This window comes from Massilia sp. IC2-278, assembly GCF_020708045.1.
Taxonomy (GTDB): Bacteria; Pseudomonadota; Gammaproteobacteria; order Burkholderiales; family Burkholderiaceae_D; genus Telluria.
On record NZ_JAJFES010000021.1, the window covers coordinates 1 to 20,096 of the forward strand.

Annotated in this window: 12 protein-coding genes, 1 pseudogene and 2 riboswitches; of the genes and pseudogenes, 6 read left to right on the forward strand and 7 right to left on the reverse strand. The window is 66.4% G+C overall.

Features of this window, described 5'->3' with window-relative positions:
• Nucleotides 1-357, reverse strand: a pseudogene (locus LK540_RS23240) (hypothetical protein); the annotation flags it as partial.
• 234 nt (nt 358-591) lie between these two features.
• Here LK540_RS23240 and LK540_RS23245 point away from each other — a divergent pair.
• The gene (locus tag LK540_RS23245; protein WP_229439777.1) at nt 592-2,310 is read left to right on the forward strand and encodes a methyl-accepting chemotaxis protein; all 1,719 of its coding nucleotides are present in this window, start codon (nt 592-594) and stop codon (nt 2,308-2,310) included.
• 558 nt (nt 2,311-2,868) lie between these two features.
• Here the strand turns inward: LK540_RS23245 and gcvP are convergent.
• The 3 genes from gcvP to gcvT all read right to left on the reverse strand — a co-directional run bounded on the left by gcvP (nt 2,869) and on the right by gcvT (nt 7,450).
• Nucleotides 2,869-5,751, reverse strand: a complete 2,883-nt coding sequence (gcvP, locus tag LK540_RS23250) for an aminomethyl-transferring glycine dehydrogenase (RefSeq protein ID WP_229439778.1) — start codon at nt 5,749-5,751, stop codon at nt 2,869-2,871.
• A 120-nt stretch (nt 5,752-5,871) separates the two neighbouring features.
• Complete coding sequence (gene gcvH / locus LK540_RS23255; RefSeq protein WP_229439779.1) at nt 5,872-6,252, reverse strand: glycine cleavage system protein GcvH; 381 nt, start codon at nt 6,250-6,252, stop codon at nt 5,872-5,874.
• Between the two features lie 55 nt (nt 6,253-6,307).
• On the reverse strand, nt 6,308-7,450 hold the full coding sequence (gene gcvT, locus LK540_RS23260; RefSeq protein WP_229439780.1) for a glycine cleavage system aminomethyltransferase GcvT: 1,143 nt from the start codon (nt 7,448-7,450) through the stop codon (nt 6,308-6,310).
• 63 nt (nt 7,451-7,513) lie between these two features.
• Nucleotides 7,514-7,608, reverse strand: a riboswitch (glycine riboswitch).
• Nucleotides 7,609-7,624: 16 nt separating this feature from the next.
• Nucleotides 7,625-7,712: riboswitch (glycine riboswitch) on the reverse strand.
• Between the two features lie 126 nt (nt 7,713-7,838).
• Between gcvT and LK540_RS23265 the strand changes: the two genes are divergently transcribed.
• Nucleotides 7,839-8,399 (forward strand): ATP-dependent Clp protease proteolytic subunit, encoded by a 561-nt coding sequence (locus LK540_RS23265; RefSeq protein ID WP_229439781.1) that lies wholly within the window; start codon nt 7,839-7,841, stop codon nt 8,397-8,399.
• Nucleotides 8,400-8,727: 328 nt separating this feature from the next.
• On the opposite strand, the gene LK540_RS23270 is transcribed toward LK540_RS23265, so the two are convergent.
• Both LK540_RS23270 and LK540_RS23275 read right to left on the reverse strand, forming a co-directional pair.
• A complete protein-coding gene (locus tag LK540_RS23270; RefSeq protein ID WP_229439782.1) occupies nt 8,728-9,051 on the reverse strand; it encodes a hypothetical protein in 324 nt (107 codons plus the stop codon).
• A 200-nt stretch (nt 9,052-9,251) separates the two neighbouring features.
• Nucleotides 9,252-10,553, reverse strand: coding sequence for a methyl-accepting chemotaxis protein (locus LK540_RS23275; RefSeq protein WP_307729201.1), 1,302 nt, complete (start codon nt 10,551-10,553; stop codon nt 9,252-9,254).
• A gap of 245 nt (nt 10,554-10,798) precedes the next feature.
• On the opposite strand from LK540_RS23275, the gene LK540_RS23280 reads away from it, so the two are divergent.
• Complete coding sequence (locus LK540_RS23280) at nt 10,799-13,612, forward strand: DUF1631 family protein (RefSeq protein ID WP_229439783.1); 2,814 nt, start codon at nt 10,799-10,801, stop codon at nt 13,610-13,612.
• A gap of 52 nt (nt 13,613-13,664) precedes the next feature.
• Here the strand turns inward: LK540_RS23280 and LK540_RS23285 are convergent, their stop codons facing one another.
• Nucleotides 13,665-14,597, reverse strand: a complete 933-nt coding sequence (locus LK540_RS23285) for a hypothetical protein (protein WP_229439784.1) — start codon at nt 14,595-14,597, stop codon at nt 13,665-13,667.
• 183 nt (nt 14,598-14,780) lie between these two features.
• Here LK540_RS23285 and LK540_RS23290 point away from each other — a divergent pair, with 183 nt between their 5' ends.
• From LK540_RS23290 to LK540_RS23300, 3 genes are all read left to right on the forward strand, one after another.
• Nucleotides 14,781-15,251 (forward strand): hypothetical protein, encoded by a 471-nt coding sequence (locus tag LK540_RS23290; RefSeq protein ID WP_229439785.1) that lies wholly within the window; start codon nt 14,781-14,783, stop codon nt 15,249-15,251.
• 122 nt (nt 15,252-15,373) lie between these two features.
• Nucleotides 15,374-18,898: a chromosome segregation protein SMC gene (gene smc, locus LK540_RS23295; protein WP_229439786.1), complete on the forward strand. Its 3,525-nt coding sequence runs from the start codon at nt 15,374-15,376 to the stop codon at nt 18,896-18,898.
• Complete coding sequence (locus tag LK540_RS23300) at nt 18,895-20,094, forward strand: cell division protein ZipA C-terminal FtsZ-binding domain-containing protein (protein ID WP_229439787.1); 1,200 nt, start codon at nt 18,895-18,897, stop codon at nt 20,092-20,094. The genes smc and LK540_RS23300 overlap by 4 nt, the downstream gene beginning before the upstream one ends.
• The last annotated feature ends 2 nt before the right edge of the window (nt 20,095-20,096 follow it).

The window sequence follows — 20,096 nt, forward strand, 5'->3', positions numbered from 1 at the left end:
GACAGGGGTGGGGGACCCGGAAGCGGAACTGACTTGCGCATCGGCCGGCGCCAGAGATTGCAGCTGCGGCAGGGCCGGCGCCGGGGCGGCAGGCGCCGAGTTGGCCTGGGCTGGCGGCCTTGTCGTTGCCTGGGGCGCGGCTGCGCGCGCCGCCGGCTGCGGCTGCAGCTGCGGTTGCGCCGCAACCGTGGCCGAGCGCTCCAGGCGCAGGGCGAGCGGCATGCCCTGCGTCTGGCGCGGCGCGGCGTCGGGACGGCTGCCGATCCAGGCCAGGACCAGCAGGTGCAGCAGCAGGGACAGCCCGCCCAGCGCCAGCAGGCGCCGGTGCCGGACCAGGTGGACGGCGAATGTCTTCATGGCGTTAGTTTAACTGTGGCGCCGGAATTGTCCACGGCGCCACAGCCGGGATGCGCGGCGCGGAGGGTCTTGATTTTGCGCAAGAGCGCGCCCGGACGGATGACTTAGATTGGTCAAATGCGCTGAAGAAATTTTGCGTGTTGATCACATCGAGGGCCTCATGATGACTCTTCCGTTTTCCCCCGTTGCGGCCGGCCCGGCCGTGCCGTCCTTCTCCTCTTTCCCTGCCCGCCCATGCTAGCCCGCCTGAAGATCGGCCCCAAGCTGCTGCTCGCGCCGGCCGTCGTGCTGGTCCTACTGGTGCTGCTGTCCACCGGCGGCTACTACGCGATGGTGCGCCAGAACGCGTCGCTGGAAGTGATCGTCAACCAGCGCGCCAGTCACATGCGCGCCGCCAGCGAGCTGGTGGCGGGCGCCCAGCGCGGCCACGCCCAGGTGTACCAGTTGCAGACCTGGATCGCCGGCAGCTTCCCGAAAACCCGGATCGAACCGCTGATGCGCGATATCGACCGCCAGCACGCCCAGACCAGGGGCGGCTTGGCCGCGCTAGCGCGCCAGACCGAAGCAGGCAACGCCGAGCGCCGCTACGTCGAGCAGGCGCTGGAGGCCTACCGCATCTACACGGCCGCGGTGCGCGACGTGCTCGAGATCGTGCGCGACGACCAGTCGATCGGCGCGAACGCCATGAGCAAGGCCGACAGCGCCTTTGCCGTGGTGGCCCGGCGCCTGGCCGAATTGTCGGCACACGAGCAGGCGCTGTCGCGCGCCGCCTCGGACAGCGCCGCCAGCGACTTCCGCGCCATGGCCCTGGCCACGCCCTGCGTGATCCTGCTGGCGGTGCTGGTGTCCTTGCGCATCACGATGGCGGTGCGGCGCGCGCTGCTGGCGGAAATCCGCGGCATCGGCGCGGCGGCGGTCGACCTGGCCAGCGGCGACCTGACGGTCAAGGACCGGGTATATGGCAACGACGAGATCGCCGACACCTCGCGCGCACTCGACGCCAGCATCCGCAACCTGAACGGCACGCTGCGCACCATCCTGGAGTCGGCGCGCTCGATCGGCAGCGCCTCGCGCGAGATCGCGCTGCGCGACCTGAACCTCACCACGCGCGCCGTGTTCCGCGCCAGTTCTCTGGAGCATACGGCGTCGTCGATGCAGGAACTGGCCGCCACCGTGCACCAGACCGTCGACAGCGCCCAGGCCGCGAACCGCCTGGCCGCATCGGCGTCAAGCGCGGCGCTGCAGGGCGAGAGCGTGGTCGACCGCCTGGTGACGACCATGGAAACGGTGAAGGGCAGTGCACGCCGGGTCGGCGACATCGTCGGCCAGATCGACGCCATCGCCAACGAGACCGGCACGCTGGCCCTGAATGCGGCGCTGGAAGCGGCACGCGTGGGCGAAGGCGGGCGTGAGTTCGCATTGGTGGCGGGCGAGGTGCGCTCGCTGGCGCTGCGCGTGGGCGGTGCGGCGCGCGAGATACGCGAATTGGTGGCGCAGTCGGTGGCCGAGATCGAGGGCGGCACCGCCTGCGCGGCGCAGGCCGGCAGCAGCATGGCGACGCTGGCCATGTCGGTGCAGCAGGTGGGGGACATCGTCAGCCAGATCAGTTCGGCCAGCCTGGAGCAGGCCAGCGGGCTGGACGAAGTGAACCAGGCCATCGTACAGATGGACCAGGTCACGCAGCGCAATTCGACGCTGGTGGAAGAAGCGGCGGACGCGGCGCGCACCTTGCAGATGCAGGCGTTGACGCTGTCGCGGGCGGTGTCGGCGTTCCGGCTGGACGAGGTGGCGGCGGGCGAGCCGGGTACGGCGCCGGCGCAGCCCGCGCAGGCGCAGCAGGGGGCGGTGAAGACCTGGTCGCGGCTGGTGACGCAGGAGGGGGCGCTGGAAGTGGCGGCAGAGAGGAGGCGGCATCCGCGGCCGCATTTGCATCTGGCCTCGCGGCGGGATTGAGGCCGGCGGCGTATCCCGTATGGTGGGCCGGGCCGCGCTAGGCACGCTGTGCCCACGCGGAATGGCGGTCATTGTTGGCAGCGCTCGGGTCGAGAAAGCTGCGGCCCCGCGGTTCCTCCAAAAGCATCTCGCTAACGTTCGCATTGATGGTTGAGCCGCGGAGCGAATAGTCGCGGCAGTGGGCAAAAGGACACGCACGTAAGCGCGTGGGCACGGAGTGCCTTGCGCGGCCCGGCCCACCCTACGTTGACGTCCCGGGTCCTGGTCACGTTGCAACGCGACTACCGTAGGGTGGGCACCCCGTGCCCACGCGGAACGATGATCATTGTTGGCGTTCGTATGATCGAAACCGCCGCGTGGCTGCGGCGCTTGCAAGAGCGTCACGCCAACGCTTGCAGTGCTCGCCAAGCCGCGGAGCGAACCATCCCCCTTAGCAGGCAAAAGGATGCGCACGTACCCGCGTGGGCACGGAGTGCCCACCGTACGATTGACGTCTCTACTCCGGAAACGAAAAAGCCCCGCACGCGGCGGGGCTTCGGTTACCAACCCAGAATCACATCATTCGTAATCGCTGATCGGTGCGCAGCCGCAGAACAGATTGCGGTCGCCGTACACGTTGTCCGCACGCCCCACCGGCGGCCAGTACTTCTTCTTGCGCAGCGACGCCACTGGGAACGCCGCCACTTCACGCGTATAGGTGTGCTGCCAGTCATCCGCAGTCACCACCTCGGCCGTGTGCGGAGCGCCTTTCAGCGGGTTGTCCATCTTGTCGTACTCGCCGCGCTCGACCTTCACGATCTCGGCGTGGATGGTGATCATCGCCTCGATGAAGCGATCCAGTTCCGCCTTCGATTCCGACTCGGTCGGCTCGATCATCAGCGTGCCCGGCACCGGGAAGCTCATGGTCGGGGCGTGGAAGCCGAAGTCCATCAGGCGCTTGGCCACGTCTTCGTTGCTGATGCCGGTCTTGTCCTGCAGCGGACGCAGGTCGATGATGCACTCGTGCGCAACCAGGCCGTCGTGGCCGGTGTACAGCACCGGGTAGTGCGGGGCCAGGCGGCGCGCGATATAGTTGGCGTTCAGGATCGCCACTTCGGTCGCGGCGGTCAGGCCTTCGGCGCCCATCATCGCGATGTACATCCACGAGATCGGCAGGATCGAGGCCGAGCCGTAGGCCGCCGCGCTCACCGCGCCGATGCCCGCTTCGTTGCGGACGTAGCCGGTCGACAGCTGGTTCGGCAGGAACGGAGCCAGGTGGGCGCCGACGCCGATCGGGCCGACGCCCGGGCCGCCGCCGCCGTGCGGGATGCAGAAGGTCTTGTGCAGGTTCAGGTGGCTGACGTCGCCGCCGAAGGCGCCCGGCGCGGCCACGCCGACCAGGGCGTTCATGTTGGCGCCGTCGATGTAGACCTGGCCGCCGTGCGCGTGCACGATGTCGCACAGCTCGCGGATGCCTTCCTCGAACACGCCGTGGGTCGACGGGTAGGTAACCATGACGCAGGCCAGGTCCTTCGAGTACTGCTCGGCCTTGGCCTTCAGGTCGGCCAGGTCGACGTTGCCGTTCTCGTCGCAGGCGGTGACCACGACCTTCATGCCGACCATGCTGGCCGATGCCGGGTTGGTGCCGTGCGCCGACGATGGGATCAGGCAGACGTTGCGGTGGCCTTCGCCGCGCGACTGGTGGTACTTCTGGATGACGAGCAGGCCCGCGTATTCGCCCTGCGAACCCGCGTTCGGCTGCAGCGAAATCGCGGCGTAGCCGGTGGCGGCGCACAGCATCGCTTCCAATTGGGCGATCATCTCGCGGTAGCCGACCGACTGGTCTTCCGGCGCCAGCGGGTGCATGTTCGAGAACTCGGGCCAGGTGACCGGGATCATTTCCGAGGTCGCGTTCAGCTTCATCGTGCACGAACCGAGCGGGATCATGGTGCGGTCCAGCGCCAGGTCCTTGTCGGCCAGCGAGCGCAGGTAGCGCAGCATCTCGTGCTCGGCGTGGTAGCGGTTGAAGGTCGGGTGGGTCAGGTAGGCGGTCGTGCGCTGCAGGGCGGCCGGGTAGGCGTCCTGGGCGTCGGCGTCGAGCGCGTCGAGATCAACCGAGGCGCCGTTGCCGAACACCGAGAACAGTGCCGCCAGGTCGTCGCGGGTAGTGGTTTCGTCGAGCGAGATGCCGACGTGGGTGCCGTCGACGCGGCGCAGGTTGATGCCCTGGGCGGCAGCGTTCGCCAGCAGCGCTTCGGCGTCGCTCGTGCGCACGGTCAGGGTGTCGAAGTAGGTGTGGTTGACGACGTCGTGGCCGAGCGACTTCAGGCCGGCGGCCAGGATGCTCGTCTGGCGGTGCACGCGCTGGGCGATGCGCTTCAGGCCTTGCGGGCCGTGGTACACCGCGTACATGCCGGCCATGACGGCCAGCAGCACCTGGGCGGTGCAGATGTTCGAGGTCGCCTTTTCGCGGCGGATGTGCTGTTCGCGGGTCTGCAGGGCCAGGCGGTAGGCCTGGTTGCCTTGCGCGTCGACGGTCACGCCCACCAGGCGGCCGGCCATCGAGCGCTTGTATTCGTCGCGGGTGGCCAGGTAGCCGGCGTGCGGGCCGCCGAAACCGAGCGGCACGCCGAAGCGCTGGCTGTTACCGACGACCACGTCGGCGCCCCATTCGCCAGGCGCGGCCAGCAGGGTCAGGGCCAGCAAATCGGCAGCGACGACGACCATCGCGCCCATCGCGTGCAGGTGTTCGCAGGCGGCGCGGTAGTCGCGCACTTCGCCGTTCACGCCCGGGTATTGCAGCAGCACGCCGAAGCAGGTGTCTTCCAGCTTCTCGATGTCGGCGGGGGCGATGCTGCGTACTTCGACGCCGATCGGCAGGGCGCGCGTGCGGATCACTTCCAGGGTCTGCGGCAGCACGTCCTCGGCTACGTAGAACACCTTCGAGCTCGACTTGCCGACGCGCTGGATCAGGGTCATGGCTTCGGCGGCGGCGGTGCCTTCGTCGAGCATCGACGAGTTGGCGATGCCCATGCCGGTGAGGTCGGTGATCATCTGCTGGAAGTTCAGGATGGCTTCCAGGCGGCCCTGCGAGATCTCCGGCTGGTAAGGCGTGTAGGCGGTGTACCAGGCCGGGTTTTCGAAGATGTTGCGCAGGATGACCTTCGGCGTGAAGGTGCCGTAGTAGCCCTGGCCGATCATCGACTTCATGACCTTGTTCTTCGAGGCCAGCGCCTTCAGGGTGGCCAGCGCTTCTTCTTCGCTGCGCGGTTCGACGAACTGGCCCAGGTCCAGGGTGTCCTTGCGGCGGATGTTGGCGGGAACGACGGCATCGATCAGCGCTTCGCGCGTGTCGTAGCCGAGGGTCGACAGCATGGCTGCCTGTTCGGATTCCGATGGGCCGATGTGGCGCGGGATGAAGGAATCGCGTGCTTCGAGGTCAAGGAGGCTGGTGCGGGTCATGGTAAAGGCCGAGAGAAGGTGCTGGCGCGGTGGCGCCGGGGAAGTGGAGATGGGTGCGGCGAAGTGCGAATGCAAGTGCTCATGCAAAAAGGGACGGCCGAGCCGTCCCCATGCGGTGCATCAGTTGTCGGTGGTCTTGCCGTAAGCGTCGGCGTCCAGCAGGCCGTTGATCGCATTCGCGTCCTGCGGCTGCAGCTTGAACAACCAGGCGCCGTAGGCGTCGCTGTTGATCGAGTCCGGGGCGTCGGCAACCGGCTGGTTGACGGCGGTGACGGTGCCCGAGACCGGCGCGTAGATGTCGCTGGCGGCTTTCACCGATTCCACGACGGCGGCGTCGTCGCCGGCGGTGAAGGTCTTGCCGACCTGCGGCAGTTCGACGAACACGATGTCGCCCAGTGCGTCCTGCGCGTACTCGGTGATGCCGACGGTCAGGGTGCCGTCGGTTTCGAGGCGGACCCACTCATGGGACTCGGTGTATTTCAGGTCGGCTGGGATGTTCATGTAAAAGACTCCTGGTTTGGGATGGTGCGTGATTATAAATCGGGTATCGCGTGTATTAAACAGCCAGCACTTTGCCGTTGCGCACGAACGGCAGCTTGACCACGCTGGCGGCCAGCTTCTTGTCGCGGATCTCGACGTGGACGGTGTCGCCGACCTGCACGTCCATCGGCACGCGCGCCAGGGCGATCGCCTGCTGCATGCTCGGGCTAAAGGTGCCGCTGGTGATTTCGCCGAATTTCTCCGAACCTTCGCCGGATGCGGCGATCACCTTCTGGTGCGCGCGCAGGATGCCGCCTTTTTCGCGCAGGATCAGGCCGACGAACTGGGCATTCTGGCCCTTGGCTTGCAGGGCCGCCTTGCCGATGAAGTCGCGCTCCGACACCAGGTCGATGGTCCAGCCCAGGCCGGCGTCGAGCGGATTCACGCTGTCGTCCATGTCCTGGCCGTAGAGGTTCATGCCGGCTTCCAGGCGCAACGTGTCGCGCGCGCCCAGGCCGGCCGGCTTCACACCGGCGGCAATCAGGGCATTCCACAGCGCTTCGACCTGGGTTGCCGGCACGCCGATCTCGAAGCCGTCTTCGCCGGTGTAGCCAGTGCGCGCGACCATGGCTTCGCCGAAGGCGGTATCCGGCACGATCACGACGTTGAAAGGCTTCATGGCTTCCGATGCCGCCTTCGTTTGCGGCAGCACTTCCCACACCTTGGCGCGGGCGTTCGGGCCCTGCACGGCGACCAGGGCGATGGCGTTCGTGGTGTCGGTCAGGCCGTCGCGGCGCGGGGTAATGGTCAGGCCGCTGTTCGTGGCGTCGTTCTGCTGGCGCATCCAGGCGACGTCCTTCTCGGCGGTGCCGGCGTTCACGACCAGGCGGAACCAGTCTTCGCGGAAGAAGTAGACGATCAAATCGTCGATCACGCCGCCTTCGGGGTTCAGCATGGCCGAGTACAGGGCCTTGCCCGGCACCTGGAGTTTATCGACGTTATTCGCCAGCAGGCCGCGCAGGAAAGCGCGCACATTCGCGCCCTCGAGGTCGACCACGCACATGTGCGAGACGTCGAACATGCCGGCATCGGTGCGCACGGCGTGGTGCTCTTCGATTTGCGAACCGTAGTTGACCGGCATGTCCCAGCCGCCGAAGTCGACCATCTTGGCGCCGGCGGCGCGGTGTGCGGAATTGAGCGGGGTCGCTTGGAGCGTCATGGAATCCTCTGGGCAGATTGAATAAGGGAGCGGCCGCGCCGGCCCTGTGGCCTGGCGTCGGCTGCGCGCCCCTCTGTCCTTGGTACCTGAGAGATAGCGGAAATCCGCCTGCCCCTTCGGTGGGCCAGGGTTGCTGGCCGCTCTCCAGAGTTGGTCCGGTGCGCCGTGCGCGCCGTCCCCTGACCGGTCCTTTTGCCTGAGAGTTTTTGGGTGATGCCCCTTCGGCGGCAGCGTGGAATCTGCCCTCTCCCGATCAAGACTGTGGAGAATATGTTACTCGTGCAGCCGTGTCAATGAAAGGAGAGGGCGCGCACCGTTGGCGAGCATGCGCGCGGGCTTTTTCCTCCATTTGTTACACTGGGGTTGTCACTTTGCGGGTAGAAAAACGATGAGCGAAGATCAAACCAAACACGACAAGGAAGCCTGGTTCACGCTGTCTGGCGACGTCAACAGCGACATGGTGCACCGGGTATTCGAGGCGGTCGGCCACATGACCGAGGACGGGATCGAAACGGCCCACGTGCTGGTGCAGTCGAATGGCGGCTACGTCAGCGACGGCTTGTGCCTGTACAACTTCATGTCGAAGTCGCCGATCGAATTCGTGATGTACAACGGCGGGGCGGTGGCCTCGATCGCGGTCATCATGTACCTGGCCGGTTCGCGGCGCTATGCCAGCGACACGGCGCGCTTCATGGTGCATAAATCGCACGCCACGGCCTCGCCGGGCTCGCGCCCGGATGCGCTGAACATCATCGTCGAGGGCTTGCGCGCCGACGACGCGCGTACCGAGTCCATCCTGCGCAAGCACATCGAATTGACGCCGGACCAGTGGGCGATCCACCAGTATTCCGATTTGCACCTGAATTCGCGCGATGCGAAAACGGCGCGCATGATCGACGACGTGGCCGATTTCGCGCCGCCGAAAGGCGCGATCCTGCGCAATATCTGAAGCATTTGCGCATACAGGCCGGCAGGGAAATGCATCAGGATACGATGCGGTCCTCGCCGGCTTTTTCTTTTTATTGCTGAGCATATTGCCGATGCGGCCCCGGCGTAAATAGGCCGCACCGTATTGCATTAATCGATCGGGCGCCAAATGCAAATAGTATTTGCACTCGGGTTAACTCGACAATAAAACATTTGCCTGCAAGGCAATGATTGCAAATAGTTGAATATTGCAGTCATCCGGATAATCGAATCGAAATAAAAAAAGCCTGGCTGCTCGGTGCGCCAGGCTTTTTATTTAGCGCCTTTTCATCAGGCGGCGTGCAGGCGCATCAGCGCTTGCGCTTGCTGCTTTGACGGCCGAGTTCGAGGTTCTGCTCGGATGCGTCATCGCGCATGCTGTTGCCCGAGCTGGAGCCCGAACGCGAGCCGGAACCCGAGCCCGACTGCTTGTTGCCGTCGTTCTTGTGGCTCTGGCGGCCGGCTGCGGCATGCTGCTCGGGCGTGCCGCCGCGGGTGCCCGCGCCTGATCCCGAACGCGAACCCGAGCCCGAACCGGACTGCTTGTTTGCGTCGTTCTTGTGGCTCTGGCGGCCGGCTGCCGCGTGTTGCTCAGGGGTGCCGCCTTGCGTACCTTTGTTTTGATTCGAGGCCATGATTATTTCCTTTCAATGTAGAGAAATACGTCACTCGCCGAACTACTGCGTTTCGATAGGCAGTCAATTCGGTAGCGCCATCATGCGACCCACGCAGTGGAAGAGGTATCGGATGACCGCCTGAGCCCGTGTAGGGGAAACTCCTACATATTCAAAATAAGCGCATCCTCAAATACGTCAATGTAATTCGTGCGTTTTATTTAAAACTCTTCCCAATCCGTGTCGGTCTTGGCCGCTGCGCGTGCTGCGGCGGGCGCCGATTTGCTGGTTTTGGGTTTGGCGCCCGGGGCGGGGCGGGGCGTTGCCGGCGCCTGGCGCGGCTTGCCGGCCAGCCTGGCTGGGGCAGGCGTTACGGATTTGTCCGACAGCTTTTCCCTGGCCGGAGCAAGCGCGGACGCATCGTTGGCCAGCACGAAGCCGCTCGTTGCGCGCGCCAGCGCCGCCGCCTGCTCGCGCACCGCCGTGGCCGCCGCCGCCGATTCCTCGACCAGGGCCGCGTTCTGCTGGGTGGCCTGGTCCATCGCCGCGATCGCCCCGTTCACCTGCTCGATGCCGGCGGTCTGCTCCATGCTCGCATCCGCAATCTCGGCAATGATGTCGGTCACGCGCTTCACGCTGCTCACCACTTCCTCCATGGTCTTGCCGGCCTTGTCGACCAACTGGGTGCCGGCATCGACCTTGGCCACCGAATCGTCGATCAGGGCCTTGATTTCCTTGGCCGCCGCCGCCGAGCGCTGCGCCAGGCTGCGCACTTCCGAGGCGACCACGGCGAAGCCGCGCCCCTGCTCGCCGGCGCGCGCCGCCTCCACCGCCGCGTTCAGGGCCAGGATATTCGTCTGGAAGGCGATGCCGTCGATCACGCCGATGATTTCGCTGATCTGCTTCGAGGAATCGTTGATCGAGGCCATGGTGCCGACCACGTCCGCCACCACCTGGCCACCCTTGACCGCCACTTCCGATGCCGACACCGCCAGCCGGCTGGCTTCGTGCGCGTGGTCGGCGTTCTGGCGCACGGTCGCCGTCAATTCCTCCATCGACGACGCCGTTTCTTCCAGCGAGGCGGCCTGCTGCTCGGTACGCGCCGACAGGTCCATATTGCCGGTTGCAATTTCTCCGGTGCCCGTGCCGATGCCTTCGGCCCCGGCGCGCACCTCTTTCACCACGGCCGCCAGCTTTGTCGCCAGTGCGGCGATGGCCGCCATCAGCTTGCCGGCTTCGCCGTGTTGCGGGGTGTCGACGCGCACGCGCAGGTCGCCGTCGGCCAGGCGCTGCGCCAGGGCGCCGGCCTCGCGCAGGGCACGCTGCGTGTCGCCTGCCAGCCAGCTGGCAAAGCCGAGCGCCAGGACCAGGCCCAGGGCCAGCGGGCCCAGCACGCCCAGGTGCAGGAGCGGGCGCCCGTCCTGCGCACCCAGCTGCACGACTTCGAGCGCATACAACAGGAAGAAGAGGGCAAAGGCGAGGTGGATCTTGATTCTGCTGTCGAGCCGGCGGATGGTCTTCATGGGGCGCTCCTGGACAAATGGGGAGAAGGCGGAAGGAGGAACCTAGCAATGTTATGGAAAGGAAATGCGCCGAATTTGTTCAAGCTCAACAGAAAACCTGCCGTTAAGTTATTCTCGGCCGCAAGCAGCGCAGGGCGCCACAGTCGGCATGCGCACGGCCGGGAAATATGTAAATGGGCTATTGCCACATGGCAATAATGTGCAACAATGGCAGGAGCGGCGCCCCCACGCCGAAGGAATTCACCATGGCTCAAGCTAACACCGAGACATCCAGCAAGCCCCAGCCCGCGACGCCGGCGCGCGAGGTTGTGGCAGAACTCGCCCGCAATGCGGCGCGCGGCGCCGGCGAACAGCTGGGCGGCATGGTCACGCGCCTGGTGAGCGTCCTGCTCGACCTGACCACGGCCGGCGACGACGCCCAGTCCGCCTACCGCCGCACCCGTGCCGGTAACCTGCTGAAGACCAATTCCTACGCCTTCATTCACCTGGCGGGCGAAGCCCTGGCGCGCCATCTCGACGCCGCGGCCGAGGAGCTGGCGCCGGCCAGCAAGCCCGATGCCGATCTCGATTCGCTGAGCCTGGTGCCGATCGAGGTCATGGACAGCAAGGTCGCCTTTGGCGCGCTGTGCCGGCCCTTCGAGATCGCCCATTCGGAAGTGCTGGCCAGCCTCTGCGTGCGCCTCGGCCTGCTGCTCGGGCGCGACGTGCTGCGCCCCGCGCAGAATCCGCTGCGCCCGGACCTGTTCCTGACCGCCATCCACGAAGCCTGGTGCGCCTTCGAGCCAGACACCGGTTCCCACGATCTGCTGCTGCCCCTGCTGAGGCCGGATATCTTCCTCGACCTGGGTGAGCTGCTGGACGCGGCCGACAAGGAACTGCGTGCCCGCAACAAGCAGGCGCGTGAGCGCTTCCATATCAGCAAGTCCAGCGACACCGCGCGCGCCAGGCGCTCGGGCATGGATGCCGCGCTGGCCCAGCAATTGCGCAATCTGCTGGGCGGCGCCGACGGCGAGCCGGCAGTGCCGCTGATTCCCGAGTTGCCGAACATGCCCCAGGGCAGCGGCTGGCGCCCGAGTTCGGCGCTGGGGTTCGCGGTGGCAGCGCCGGCTGTGGCTGCGGCGCCGCAGGACGCCAGCGCCTCGGTGCCGGCGCAGGCCGGTGTCAATGCTGGCGCCACTGCCGGGACCGACCTCGGGACCCATGCCGGTATCAGTGCGGGGATCATCCCCGGACACTTCGCCGGAAACCTTGTCGGCAACAGTACCGGGACCGTTGCCGCGACCACGGGCACACAGGTGGGGGCACCTTTTGGCGTACAAACTGGCCCAGCAACGGGCCAGGCGCAAGCCGGCGTGCCGGCGCTCGGGCAAGGCACAGCGCCAATGGCGCCAGCCGGCACCGTGGCTGGCGTGCAGCTAATCCCGGCCGGACCAAGCGTGTCCACCGCCAACGGCGCCGCCGCCGTTCCGGGCTTCGTAGTCCAGCTTGCCGCCCCAGGCATGCCGGCGGCGCCGGGCTTCGTATCCGCACTGGCCGGCGTGCACGCCGCAAGCATGCAGGGCGCCGCGCCGGCCAGGATGCCGGCTGCCGTGGGCGCGCCGGCTTCGCTGCTCGACCTGCTCGCTTCCATGCAGCTGGCCCAGCCAGGCTTGCCCACGGCGGGCAGGATGGACGCGGCGAATGCGCCGAGTGCGTCGCATGCAGGCCACGCCGCCGGCGCCAGCGTCCCGCACCAAGTGTTCTACCTGCCGCGCCTGAAGCAGAGCCTGCCACAGGGCAGCCTGTCGCGCGGCGAGGAAAACACACTCGATTTGCTGTCGCGCATTTTCGAAACGGTTCTACTCGACGACAACATCCCGCTCGAAACCCGCGAACTGATCCGCTTCCTGCAAGTGCCGGTGCTGAAAGCGGCCTTGCTCGACCAGAATTTCTTCTTCGAAGAAACGCACCCGGCACGGCGCATGATCGACTTGCTGTCGCGCATGGGCTGGGAGCAGCGCCAGGCGCCCGACGATCCGGTGCTGCAGGCCATGCGCCGCGGCGTCGACCGCATCGGCCGCACTGGCGGCGAAGCCGGCGCCGAGCCGCAAGCATTTGCCGAAGCGGTGGCCGAGGTCGAAGCCCAGCTGGCTGCCGAGGAGCGTGCCGCCGAAGCCGCCATTGCTCAGCCGATCGCCCGCGCGACGAAACTGGAAAAGCAGACCGTGGCCGGCCGCTCGGCACGCAAGGCGGTGGCGTTGCGCCTGGGCGACGCCGAACTGGTGGCCACGGTGTCGGCCTTCCTCGACAAGCGCTGGGTCGACGTGCTGACCTTTGCCTACCTGATCGACGAGGAGCGCCCCGGCGCCGTGGAAAACGCCACCCAGACCATGGACGAACTGATCTGGACCGTGAAGCCGAAGGCGACCCAGGAGCAACGCAAGGCCCTGATCGCCAAGCTCCCGCCCTTGCTGACCGCCCTGAACAAGTGGCTGGACGCCATCAAGTGGCAGGATGCGGACCGCCTGCAATTCTTTGCCGAACTGGCCGAATGCCATCTGCAGATCGTGCGCGCGCCGATCGAGCTCTCACCCGAGCGCCAGCTGGAACTCGCGGTGGAGGCGGCCCAGCAGGACGCACTGCGCCGCATCGCGCTGGAGCAGGCGAGCATCGAGCAAGAGCGCGAGCAGGAGCAAGGCGCGCTCGCCGGGCCGGCAGGCGAGGGACGGACAAGCGGCCAGCGGACACACGACGAAATGACACCTGATAACGCAGCGCCGAAAGACGCGGCAATCAGCACTGTCGATGAGTTGGAGCGCGGCATGCGCCTCGAGTTCAGGGAGCGCGACGGCAGTGTGCGCAAGGTCAAGCTGGCCTGGGTCAGCCCGCTGCGCACGCTCTTCATCTTCTCGGGCGCGGCGCGCCAGGAATCGTTTTCGCTGCCAGCGGAAAAGCTGGTCGAGGCCGTGCGCTGCGGCAGCATCCGGGTGCTGGCCGTCGAAGGCGTGGTCGGCCGGGTGCTGACCGAAGCGATGCAGGAAGCCGTCAACGATCCGGGGCCGAAGCGCGCGGCCGGCTAGCGGACGTAAGACCAGGCCGGCCCGGAGCACGTTCCAGGCGGCCACAGCATGGCTATCGATGGTCGATCAAGAAGCCCATACCCAGATGCACCTTGGCGTCGGGCGAAATGCCGGGCGGCTGCGGATAGCGCGCAAGGGCGCGCTTGGCAACATCGTTGACCGCTTTCTCGAAGCCGCCTGTCTTGTCCTTCCTGTTCCGATAGCGCAAGGCATCGCCGTCGATGACGCCGAGCATGGCGTATTCCTGCGTCTCGCTCTTCTCGATCTCGACCGCAGGTTTGCCAGGATAAAAGATGTATCTGACCTCGGCACCAATGTTGAAAGCGGCGGCAAGCTCGGGATAGGCCAGCTCGGCCGTCATCATGCTGGATACAGCAAACACATAATTGCATGTCGCCAGGCGCGCCGGTTCCCAGGTGCCGATTTCGGCGACGAAGCGGTCCGGGTCCTTCAGGGCTTCATCGCTGATCGGGCAGTAGGGGATGACGAGCCTGCTCATCCCGCGCTGCGCCCACCACAGGGCGGCGGCAATGTCGGGACCGTTGACGGGGTCGGCATAGCCTGCCGCGAGCCGGTCGGCGCCCTGGTTCAGGCCGCCATCGGCAGCCAGGGCATAGAAGCTGACGGCGGTGTCCCAATCGCGTTTCACGCACAAGCCCTGCTCATACATCGATCCGGCCAGCAAGGATACCTTCGGGCGTCCGGATTTCAAGCCACTCTTCAGGAGGTTCACCGCCGCATCGCAGTTGCCGGCGCCGATGGCGGTGCGCACGCTGTTGATGATCTCGTCGGCAATGCTGTCGCGCTGCGGATCGACAGGGCCAGGTGCGGCGCTGGCCGGGGTAGAGCACAGTGCTGCCAGCAAGGCAGCCATGCCCAGGGTGGAGAAAAGCGTCGAGGTGTTCACGCGGATCTTTCGGAAACAGTCAGGTCGGAGGGCGGGATCGACGTGATGAAGGGCTGGCGGCGCGACGTCGACCAGCAAGCATGTCTTGTCAATCTCACAGCATTATAGCTGCGTATATTGCACAAAGGAACTTGCTGTTGCTTATAAATGGCCGACGTTTTTTAGCGAGGGCGGCCTGGGTCGCGCTGCATCTTCGCAGGCAGCGCAATCGTCCGTTTGCGCTCTTGCTACAATCGCCGTCCGATTCCAACCAGGAAGACCATGGGCTATCACGTTCGCATCCTGCGCACCCACTCCGGCAAGGCCATGCCGATCCACCGCCCGGAGATCGAGCGTGCGCTCGCCGGCATGGGCGGCAAGCTGGCCTTCCTGTCCGGCAGCGAAGGCGAGCACATCGTCATGCCCGCCCTGGGCGACGAACGCGAACGCATCGTGTGCGAAGCCGACGAGCTGTGGGCGCGCAATCCCGACGATCGCCTGCTGGAAGCGATGATCGAACTGGCGCGGCTGCTCGGCGCGCGCGTGCGCAACGACGACTTCGAGACCTTCCGCAGCCTCGACGAATGCTACCTGCACCCGGACGACCGCGCCGCGCGCGAAGCGGCCCTGGTCTCGAGCGGCCCGGGGCGTTCCGCGCTGCGGCGCGCCAGGGTGATCACCTGCCTGAAACTGCTCTTGCTGGCGCTTGTTGCTGCCACCGCCTTGTACCGCAATTTCCAGGGGCCGGGCTGATCCGGCAGCAGCGTCCGGGCGGGGCGCTTTCCAGCGTTTCGCACATGCCGCAAACTTGGCCGAAAAGCAAGCAACAAATGGTATGATGCGGCTTTCATCGATTCCCGAATAGCCGAAGCAAGGTGCGACTATCTTCCATTAAATTGTCGGGATTCAAGTCTTTCGTCGATCCCACCAATTTCCAGATACCTGGGCAACTGGTCGGCGTGGTTGGCCCGAATGGATGCGGCAAGTCGAACATCATCGATGCCGTACGCTGGGTGCTGGGCGAATCGAAAGCGTCGGAACTGCGCGGCGAATCGATGCAGGACGTGATCTTCAACGGCTCTACCCACCGCAAGCCTTCGGGCCGGGCCTCGGTCGAACTGGTGTTCGACAACAGCCTGGGCAAGGCCGCCGGCCAGTGGGGCCAGTACGCCGAGATCGCCGTCAAGCGCACGCTCACGCGCGACGGTACCTCGACCTATTACATCAACAGCCAGCCGGTGCGCCGGCGCGACATCCAGGACATCTTCCTCGGCACCGGGCTCGGCCCGCGCGCCTACGCCATCATCGGCCAGGGCATGATCGCACGCATCATCGAGTCGCGCCCGGAAGAGCTGCGCGTCTTCCTGGAAGAAGCGGCGGGCGTGTCGAAGTACAAGGAACGCCGCCGCGAAACCGAGAACCGCCTGTCCGATACACGCGAAAACCTGCTGCGCGTGGAAGACATCCTGCGCGAACTGAACGCCAACCTGGAAAAGCTCGAAGCCCAGGCGGCTGTGGCCAACCGCTTCCATCAGCTGCAGGCCGACCAGGAAGAAAAGCAGAAGCTGCTCTGGCTGCTGCGCAAGAACGAAGCCGAAGCCGAGCAGAAGCGCTGGTTCCGCGAGATGGAAGAAGCGCAGACCAGCCTGGAAGAGCAGACGGCGAAGCTGCGCAACGTCGAGCTCGAACTCGAACACCTGCGCCAGCACCACTTCGCCGTCGGCGACCGCCTGCACACGGCGCAGGGCGCGCTGTACGCGACCAATTCCGAGATCGGCAGCCTGGAAGCGCAAATCAAGTTCGTGATCGAGTCGCGCACGCGCCTGCAGAACCAGCTCGGCACCCTGAGCGCCCAGCGCGACGGCTGGCTGGCGCAGGCCGCGGAATACGAAGAGCAGATCGAGGAAGCCAGCTTCAACGTCGAGGAACTGGCCGCGCGCGCGGAAGGCGCGCAGATTGCGGTGGAAGCGGCCGGCGAACGCCTGCCCGGACTCGACGCCGCCTGGCGCGAAGCCCAGCGCAAGGCCGAGGAATCGCGCGCGCGCATCATGCAGATCCAGCAGCGCATCGAACTGGCCGCTGCGCATGGCCGCAACGCTTCGAACATCCTCACCGGCCTGGCCACGCGCCGCGAACGCCTGCAGGGCGAAAAGAATGCCCTCAGCCCGCCCGACAGCAGCCACCTGGCCAACCTGCGCATGCAGCTGGAAGAAAAGCAGCAGGCGCTGGAAGAGCAGACCATGCTGCAGGAAGAAGCGAGCGAGCGCCAGGAAGCGGTGGAAACCGAGCGCCGCGAAGCCCACGCCCAGGTGCAGCAGGAGTCCGGCGCGAACGCCAAGCTGGAAGCGCGCCTGTCCGCGCTGAAGGCGATGCAGGAACGCGTGCAAACCCAGGGCAAGGTCGCGCCCTGGTTGCAGAAGCACGAGCTGGGCGGCCTGCCGCGCCTGTGGCAGCAGGTGCAGGTGGAAGAGGGCTGGGAGACCGCCCTGGAAGCCGTGCTGCGCGAACGCACCGGCGCGCTGGAAGTATCGAACATCGACTGGGCCAGGGCTTTTCTCGCCGATGCGCCACCGGCACGCCTGGCCCTGTATTCGCCGGCGCCGGGTGCGCCAGCCGCTGCCGAAGCGCCCGGCCTGAAGCCCTTCGCGAATTTGTTGAAACTGAACGACCCCGGCCTGCGCGGCGTGCTGAACGACTGGCTGCACCTGGTGTTCGTGGCCGAGGATGCGGCCACCGCCTTTGCCGAGCGTTCGCGTCTGCCGCAGGGCGGCGCCTTCGTCACGCGCCAGGGCCACATGGTGTCCCAATCGAGCGTGCGCTTCTTCGCGCCCGACGCCGAACAGGATGGCATGCTCGGCCGCCAGCACGACATCGACAACACGGCCAAGCAGCTGCGCGCGCAGGCTCTGCTACTCGACGAAGCACGAAGCCGCGCCACCCGTGCCGATGCCGCCGTCACCGACCTGCAGCGCCGCTTGCAGGATGCGCGCACCCGCGTCGGCACCCTCACGCGCGAAGTGCACGCGCTGCAGATCGAGGTGGTGCGCCAGAGCGAAGTCGAGGCGCGCTTCAACCAGCGCAGCCACCAGATCGACCTCGACCTGAACGAGATCGGCGCCCAGGAAGCCGAGCAGCAGCAGGTCAAGGCCGAAGCCGAGGAACAGTTCGAAGTGCTGGACATGGAACTGGCCGAACTGCAGGGCAATCACGAGGACGGCCAGACTTTGTTCCTGCAGCGCGAAGCGGCCCTCGCCGAAGCACGCGACAAGCTGCGCGAGCTGGAACGCGGCGCCCAGGAAACCCTGTTCGCGGAGAAGACCGGCCGCGCGAAGATCGAGGAACTGCGGCGCAGCATCGCCACCGCGCGTCAGCAGGCGGCCCAGGTGGCGGAAAGCCTGGCCTCCGGCCAGTCCGAACTGACGGCGCTGGAATCGGGCACCGCCCACGAAGGCTTGCAGGAACTGCTGGAGCGCCGCACCGCCCAGGAACGCGCGTTGGCCGATGCCCGCCATGAACTCGACCAGGTGGCCCAGCAGTTGCGCCACGCGGAAGAGTCGCGCATGGGCAACGAGCGCGGCCTGCAGCCGCAGCGCGACCGCATCACGGAAATGCAGCTCAAGGAGCAGGCCGCGCGCCTGAATCAGGAGCAGTTTGCCGAGGCCCTGGCCGCCACCGGCGCCGACGTGGCGCAGTTGGGCGAAAAGCTGAACCCGGAACTGAAACCCCAGTATTTGCAGGGCGAGGTCACGCGCCTGACGAATGCGATCGCGGCGCTGGGCGCGGTGAACCTGGCGGCCGTGGACGAACTGGCCACGGCCACCGAACGCAAGCGCTTCCTCGATGCGCAGAACGCCGACCTGAACGAGGCCATCGCCACGCTCGAAGACGCGATCCGCCGCATCGACAAGGAAACGCGCGAGCTGCTGCAGGATACGTTCGACCGCGTGAACAACCACTTCTCGGAACTGTTCCCTATCCTGTTCGGCGGCGGCCAGGCGCGCCTGGTGATGACCGGCGACGAGATCCTCGACGCCGGCGTGCAGGTGATGGCCCAGCCGCCGGGCAAGAAGAACGCGACGATTCATTTGCTGTCGGGCGGCGAGAAGGCGTTGACCGCGACGGCGCTGGTGTTTTCGATGTTCCGTCTGAATCCGGCGCCGTTCTGCCTGCTGGACGAGGTCGACGCGCCGCTGGACGACGCGAATACCGAGCGCTTCTGCCGCATGGTGAAGCGCATGTCGGAACATACCCAATTTCTTTTCATCTCCCATAACAAGATCGCCATGGAGATGGCCAATCAACTGATCGGTGTGACGATGCAGGAGCAGGGCGTATCGCGCATCGTGGCGGTGGACATGGAGTCCGCCGCCCACTTCGCACAAGAGGCACAAGCAGCATGACAGACTTCCAAATGAGCCTGATCGCGGCTGGCGGCGTATTCGTCGTCGGCGTCATCACCTACAACAAGTGGCAGGAGTACAAGGCGAGAAAAACCGTCGAACGCGCCTTTGCCTCCGACCATGACGACGTCCTGATGCGTAGCGGTTCGGTCGGCGTCGACCGCCAGGAACCGGTGCTCGACGTCGGCATGCCCGGCGCCGAGGCGATGGAGCCGAGCTTCGGCGCGCCCTCGAATGCGGCGCCGGACCTGGGCGCCACGGGTGGCAGCGTGGCCGGCGCCGCCGGTACGGTCGCCGCGGCCTCCGCTGCCTCCTTGACGGCCGATCCGCTGGCGCCTGCTGCGCCGCTGCCCAGCGTCGCCCCGCCCGGCGTGACCGCCGGGCCGCCGCCGGCCGAAGTGGCCGAGAGCCTGGTCGACCCGCTGATCGACTGCATGATCCCGCTGGCGCTGGAAGGCGCGGCGCGCGGCGACAAGATCCTGCCCTCGCTGCTGAAACTGCGCCGGGTCGGCAACAAGCCGATCCACTTCATCGGCCTGGCCGTCAGCGGCGACTGGGAGCCGATCGTCCATGGCGGCGTCTACACCGAGCTGCAGGCCGGCGTGCAGATGGCGACCCGCACCACGGCCCTGAACGAACTCGAATACTCGGAACTGGTCACGCGCCTGCGCGCCGTGGCCGACGAGATCGGCGCCGAGCCGGCCGTGCCCGACATGATCGAGGTGATGAGCGAAGCGCGCACCCTGCACAAGTTCGTCGCCGGCCACGACGCCCAGCTGGGCGTGAACCTGAAGTCGAACGGCCCGGCCTGGCCGATGAGCACCCTGATCGGCGCGCTGGAAAAGGCCGGCTTCGACGTGCGCCCCGATGGCCGCTTCGCCATGCCCGACGGCCATGGCGGCGTGCTGTTCACGCTCTCGACCAACGTCAACATGGGCGCCGAAACGACCGACCGCTTGACCCTGCTGCTCGACGTGCCTTGCGTGGCGCCTAGCCGAGACGGCTTCGGCGCCATGGTCCGGTGCGCGAAAGACCTGGTGGGGCGCCTGGACGCGACGGTTGTCGATGACTTCGATCAGCCGCTGCTCGACGCCAGCCTGGAAGAAATCGCCGGCCAGGTAAAGGAGTTCTATGCGGAGATGGAAGCCTCGGACATCCCGGCCGGCTCCACCCGCGCGCTGCGCCTGTTCAGCTGAGG

Bases quoted from the DNA above. Each gene is read 5' to 3' on its own strand.
- LK540_RS23290 (WP_229439785.1), top strand. From the start codon at position 14,781: ATGGGCTATCACGTTCGCATCCTGCGCACCCACTCCGGCAAGGCCATG.
- gcvP (WP_229439778.1), bottom strand. From the start codon at position 5,751: ATGACCCGCACCAGCCTCCTTGACCTCGAAGCACGCGATTCCTTCATC.
- gcvT (WP_229439780.1), bottom strand. From the start codon at position 7,450: ATGACGCTCCAAGCGACCCCGCTCAATTCCGCACACCGCGCCGCCGGC.
- LK540_RS23280 (WP_229439783.1), top strand. From the start codon at position 10,799: ATGGCTCAAGCTAACACCGAGACATCCAGCAAGCCCCAGCCCGCGACG.
- LK540_RS23300 (WP_229439787.1), top strand. From the start codon at position 18,895: ATGACAGACTTCCAAATGAGCCTGATCGCGGCTGGCGGCGTATTCGTC.
- LK540_RS23275 (WP_307729201.1), bottom strand. From the start codon at position 10,553: ATGAAGACCATCCGCCGGCTCGACAGCAGAATCAAGATCCACCTCGCC.
- LK540_RS23245 (WP_229439777.1), top strand. From the start codon at position 592: ATGCTAGCCCGCCTGAAGATCGGCCCCAAGCTGCTGCTCGCGCCGGCC.
- LK540_RS23265 (WP_229439781.1), top strand. From the start codon at position 7,839: ATGAGCGAAGATCAAACCAAACACGACAAGGAAGCCTGGTTCACGCTG.
- gcvH (WP_229439779.1), bottom strand. From the start codon at position 6,252: ATGAACATCCCAGCCGACCTGAAATACACCGAGTCCCATGAGTGGGTC.
- LK540_RS23270 (WP_229439782.1), bottom strand. From the start codon at position 9,051: ATGGCCTCGAATCAAAACAAAGGTACGCAAGGCGGCACCCCTGAGCAA.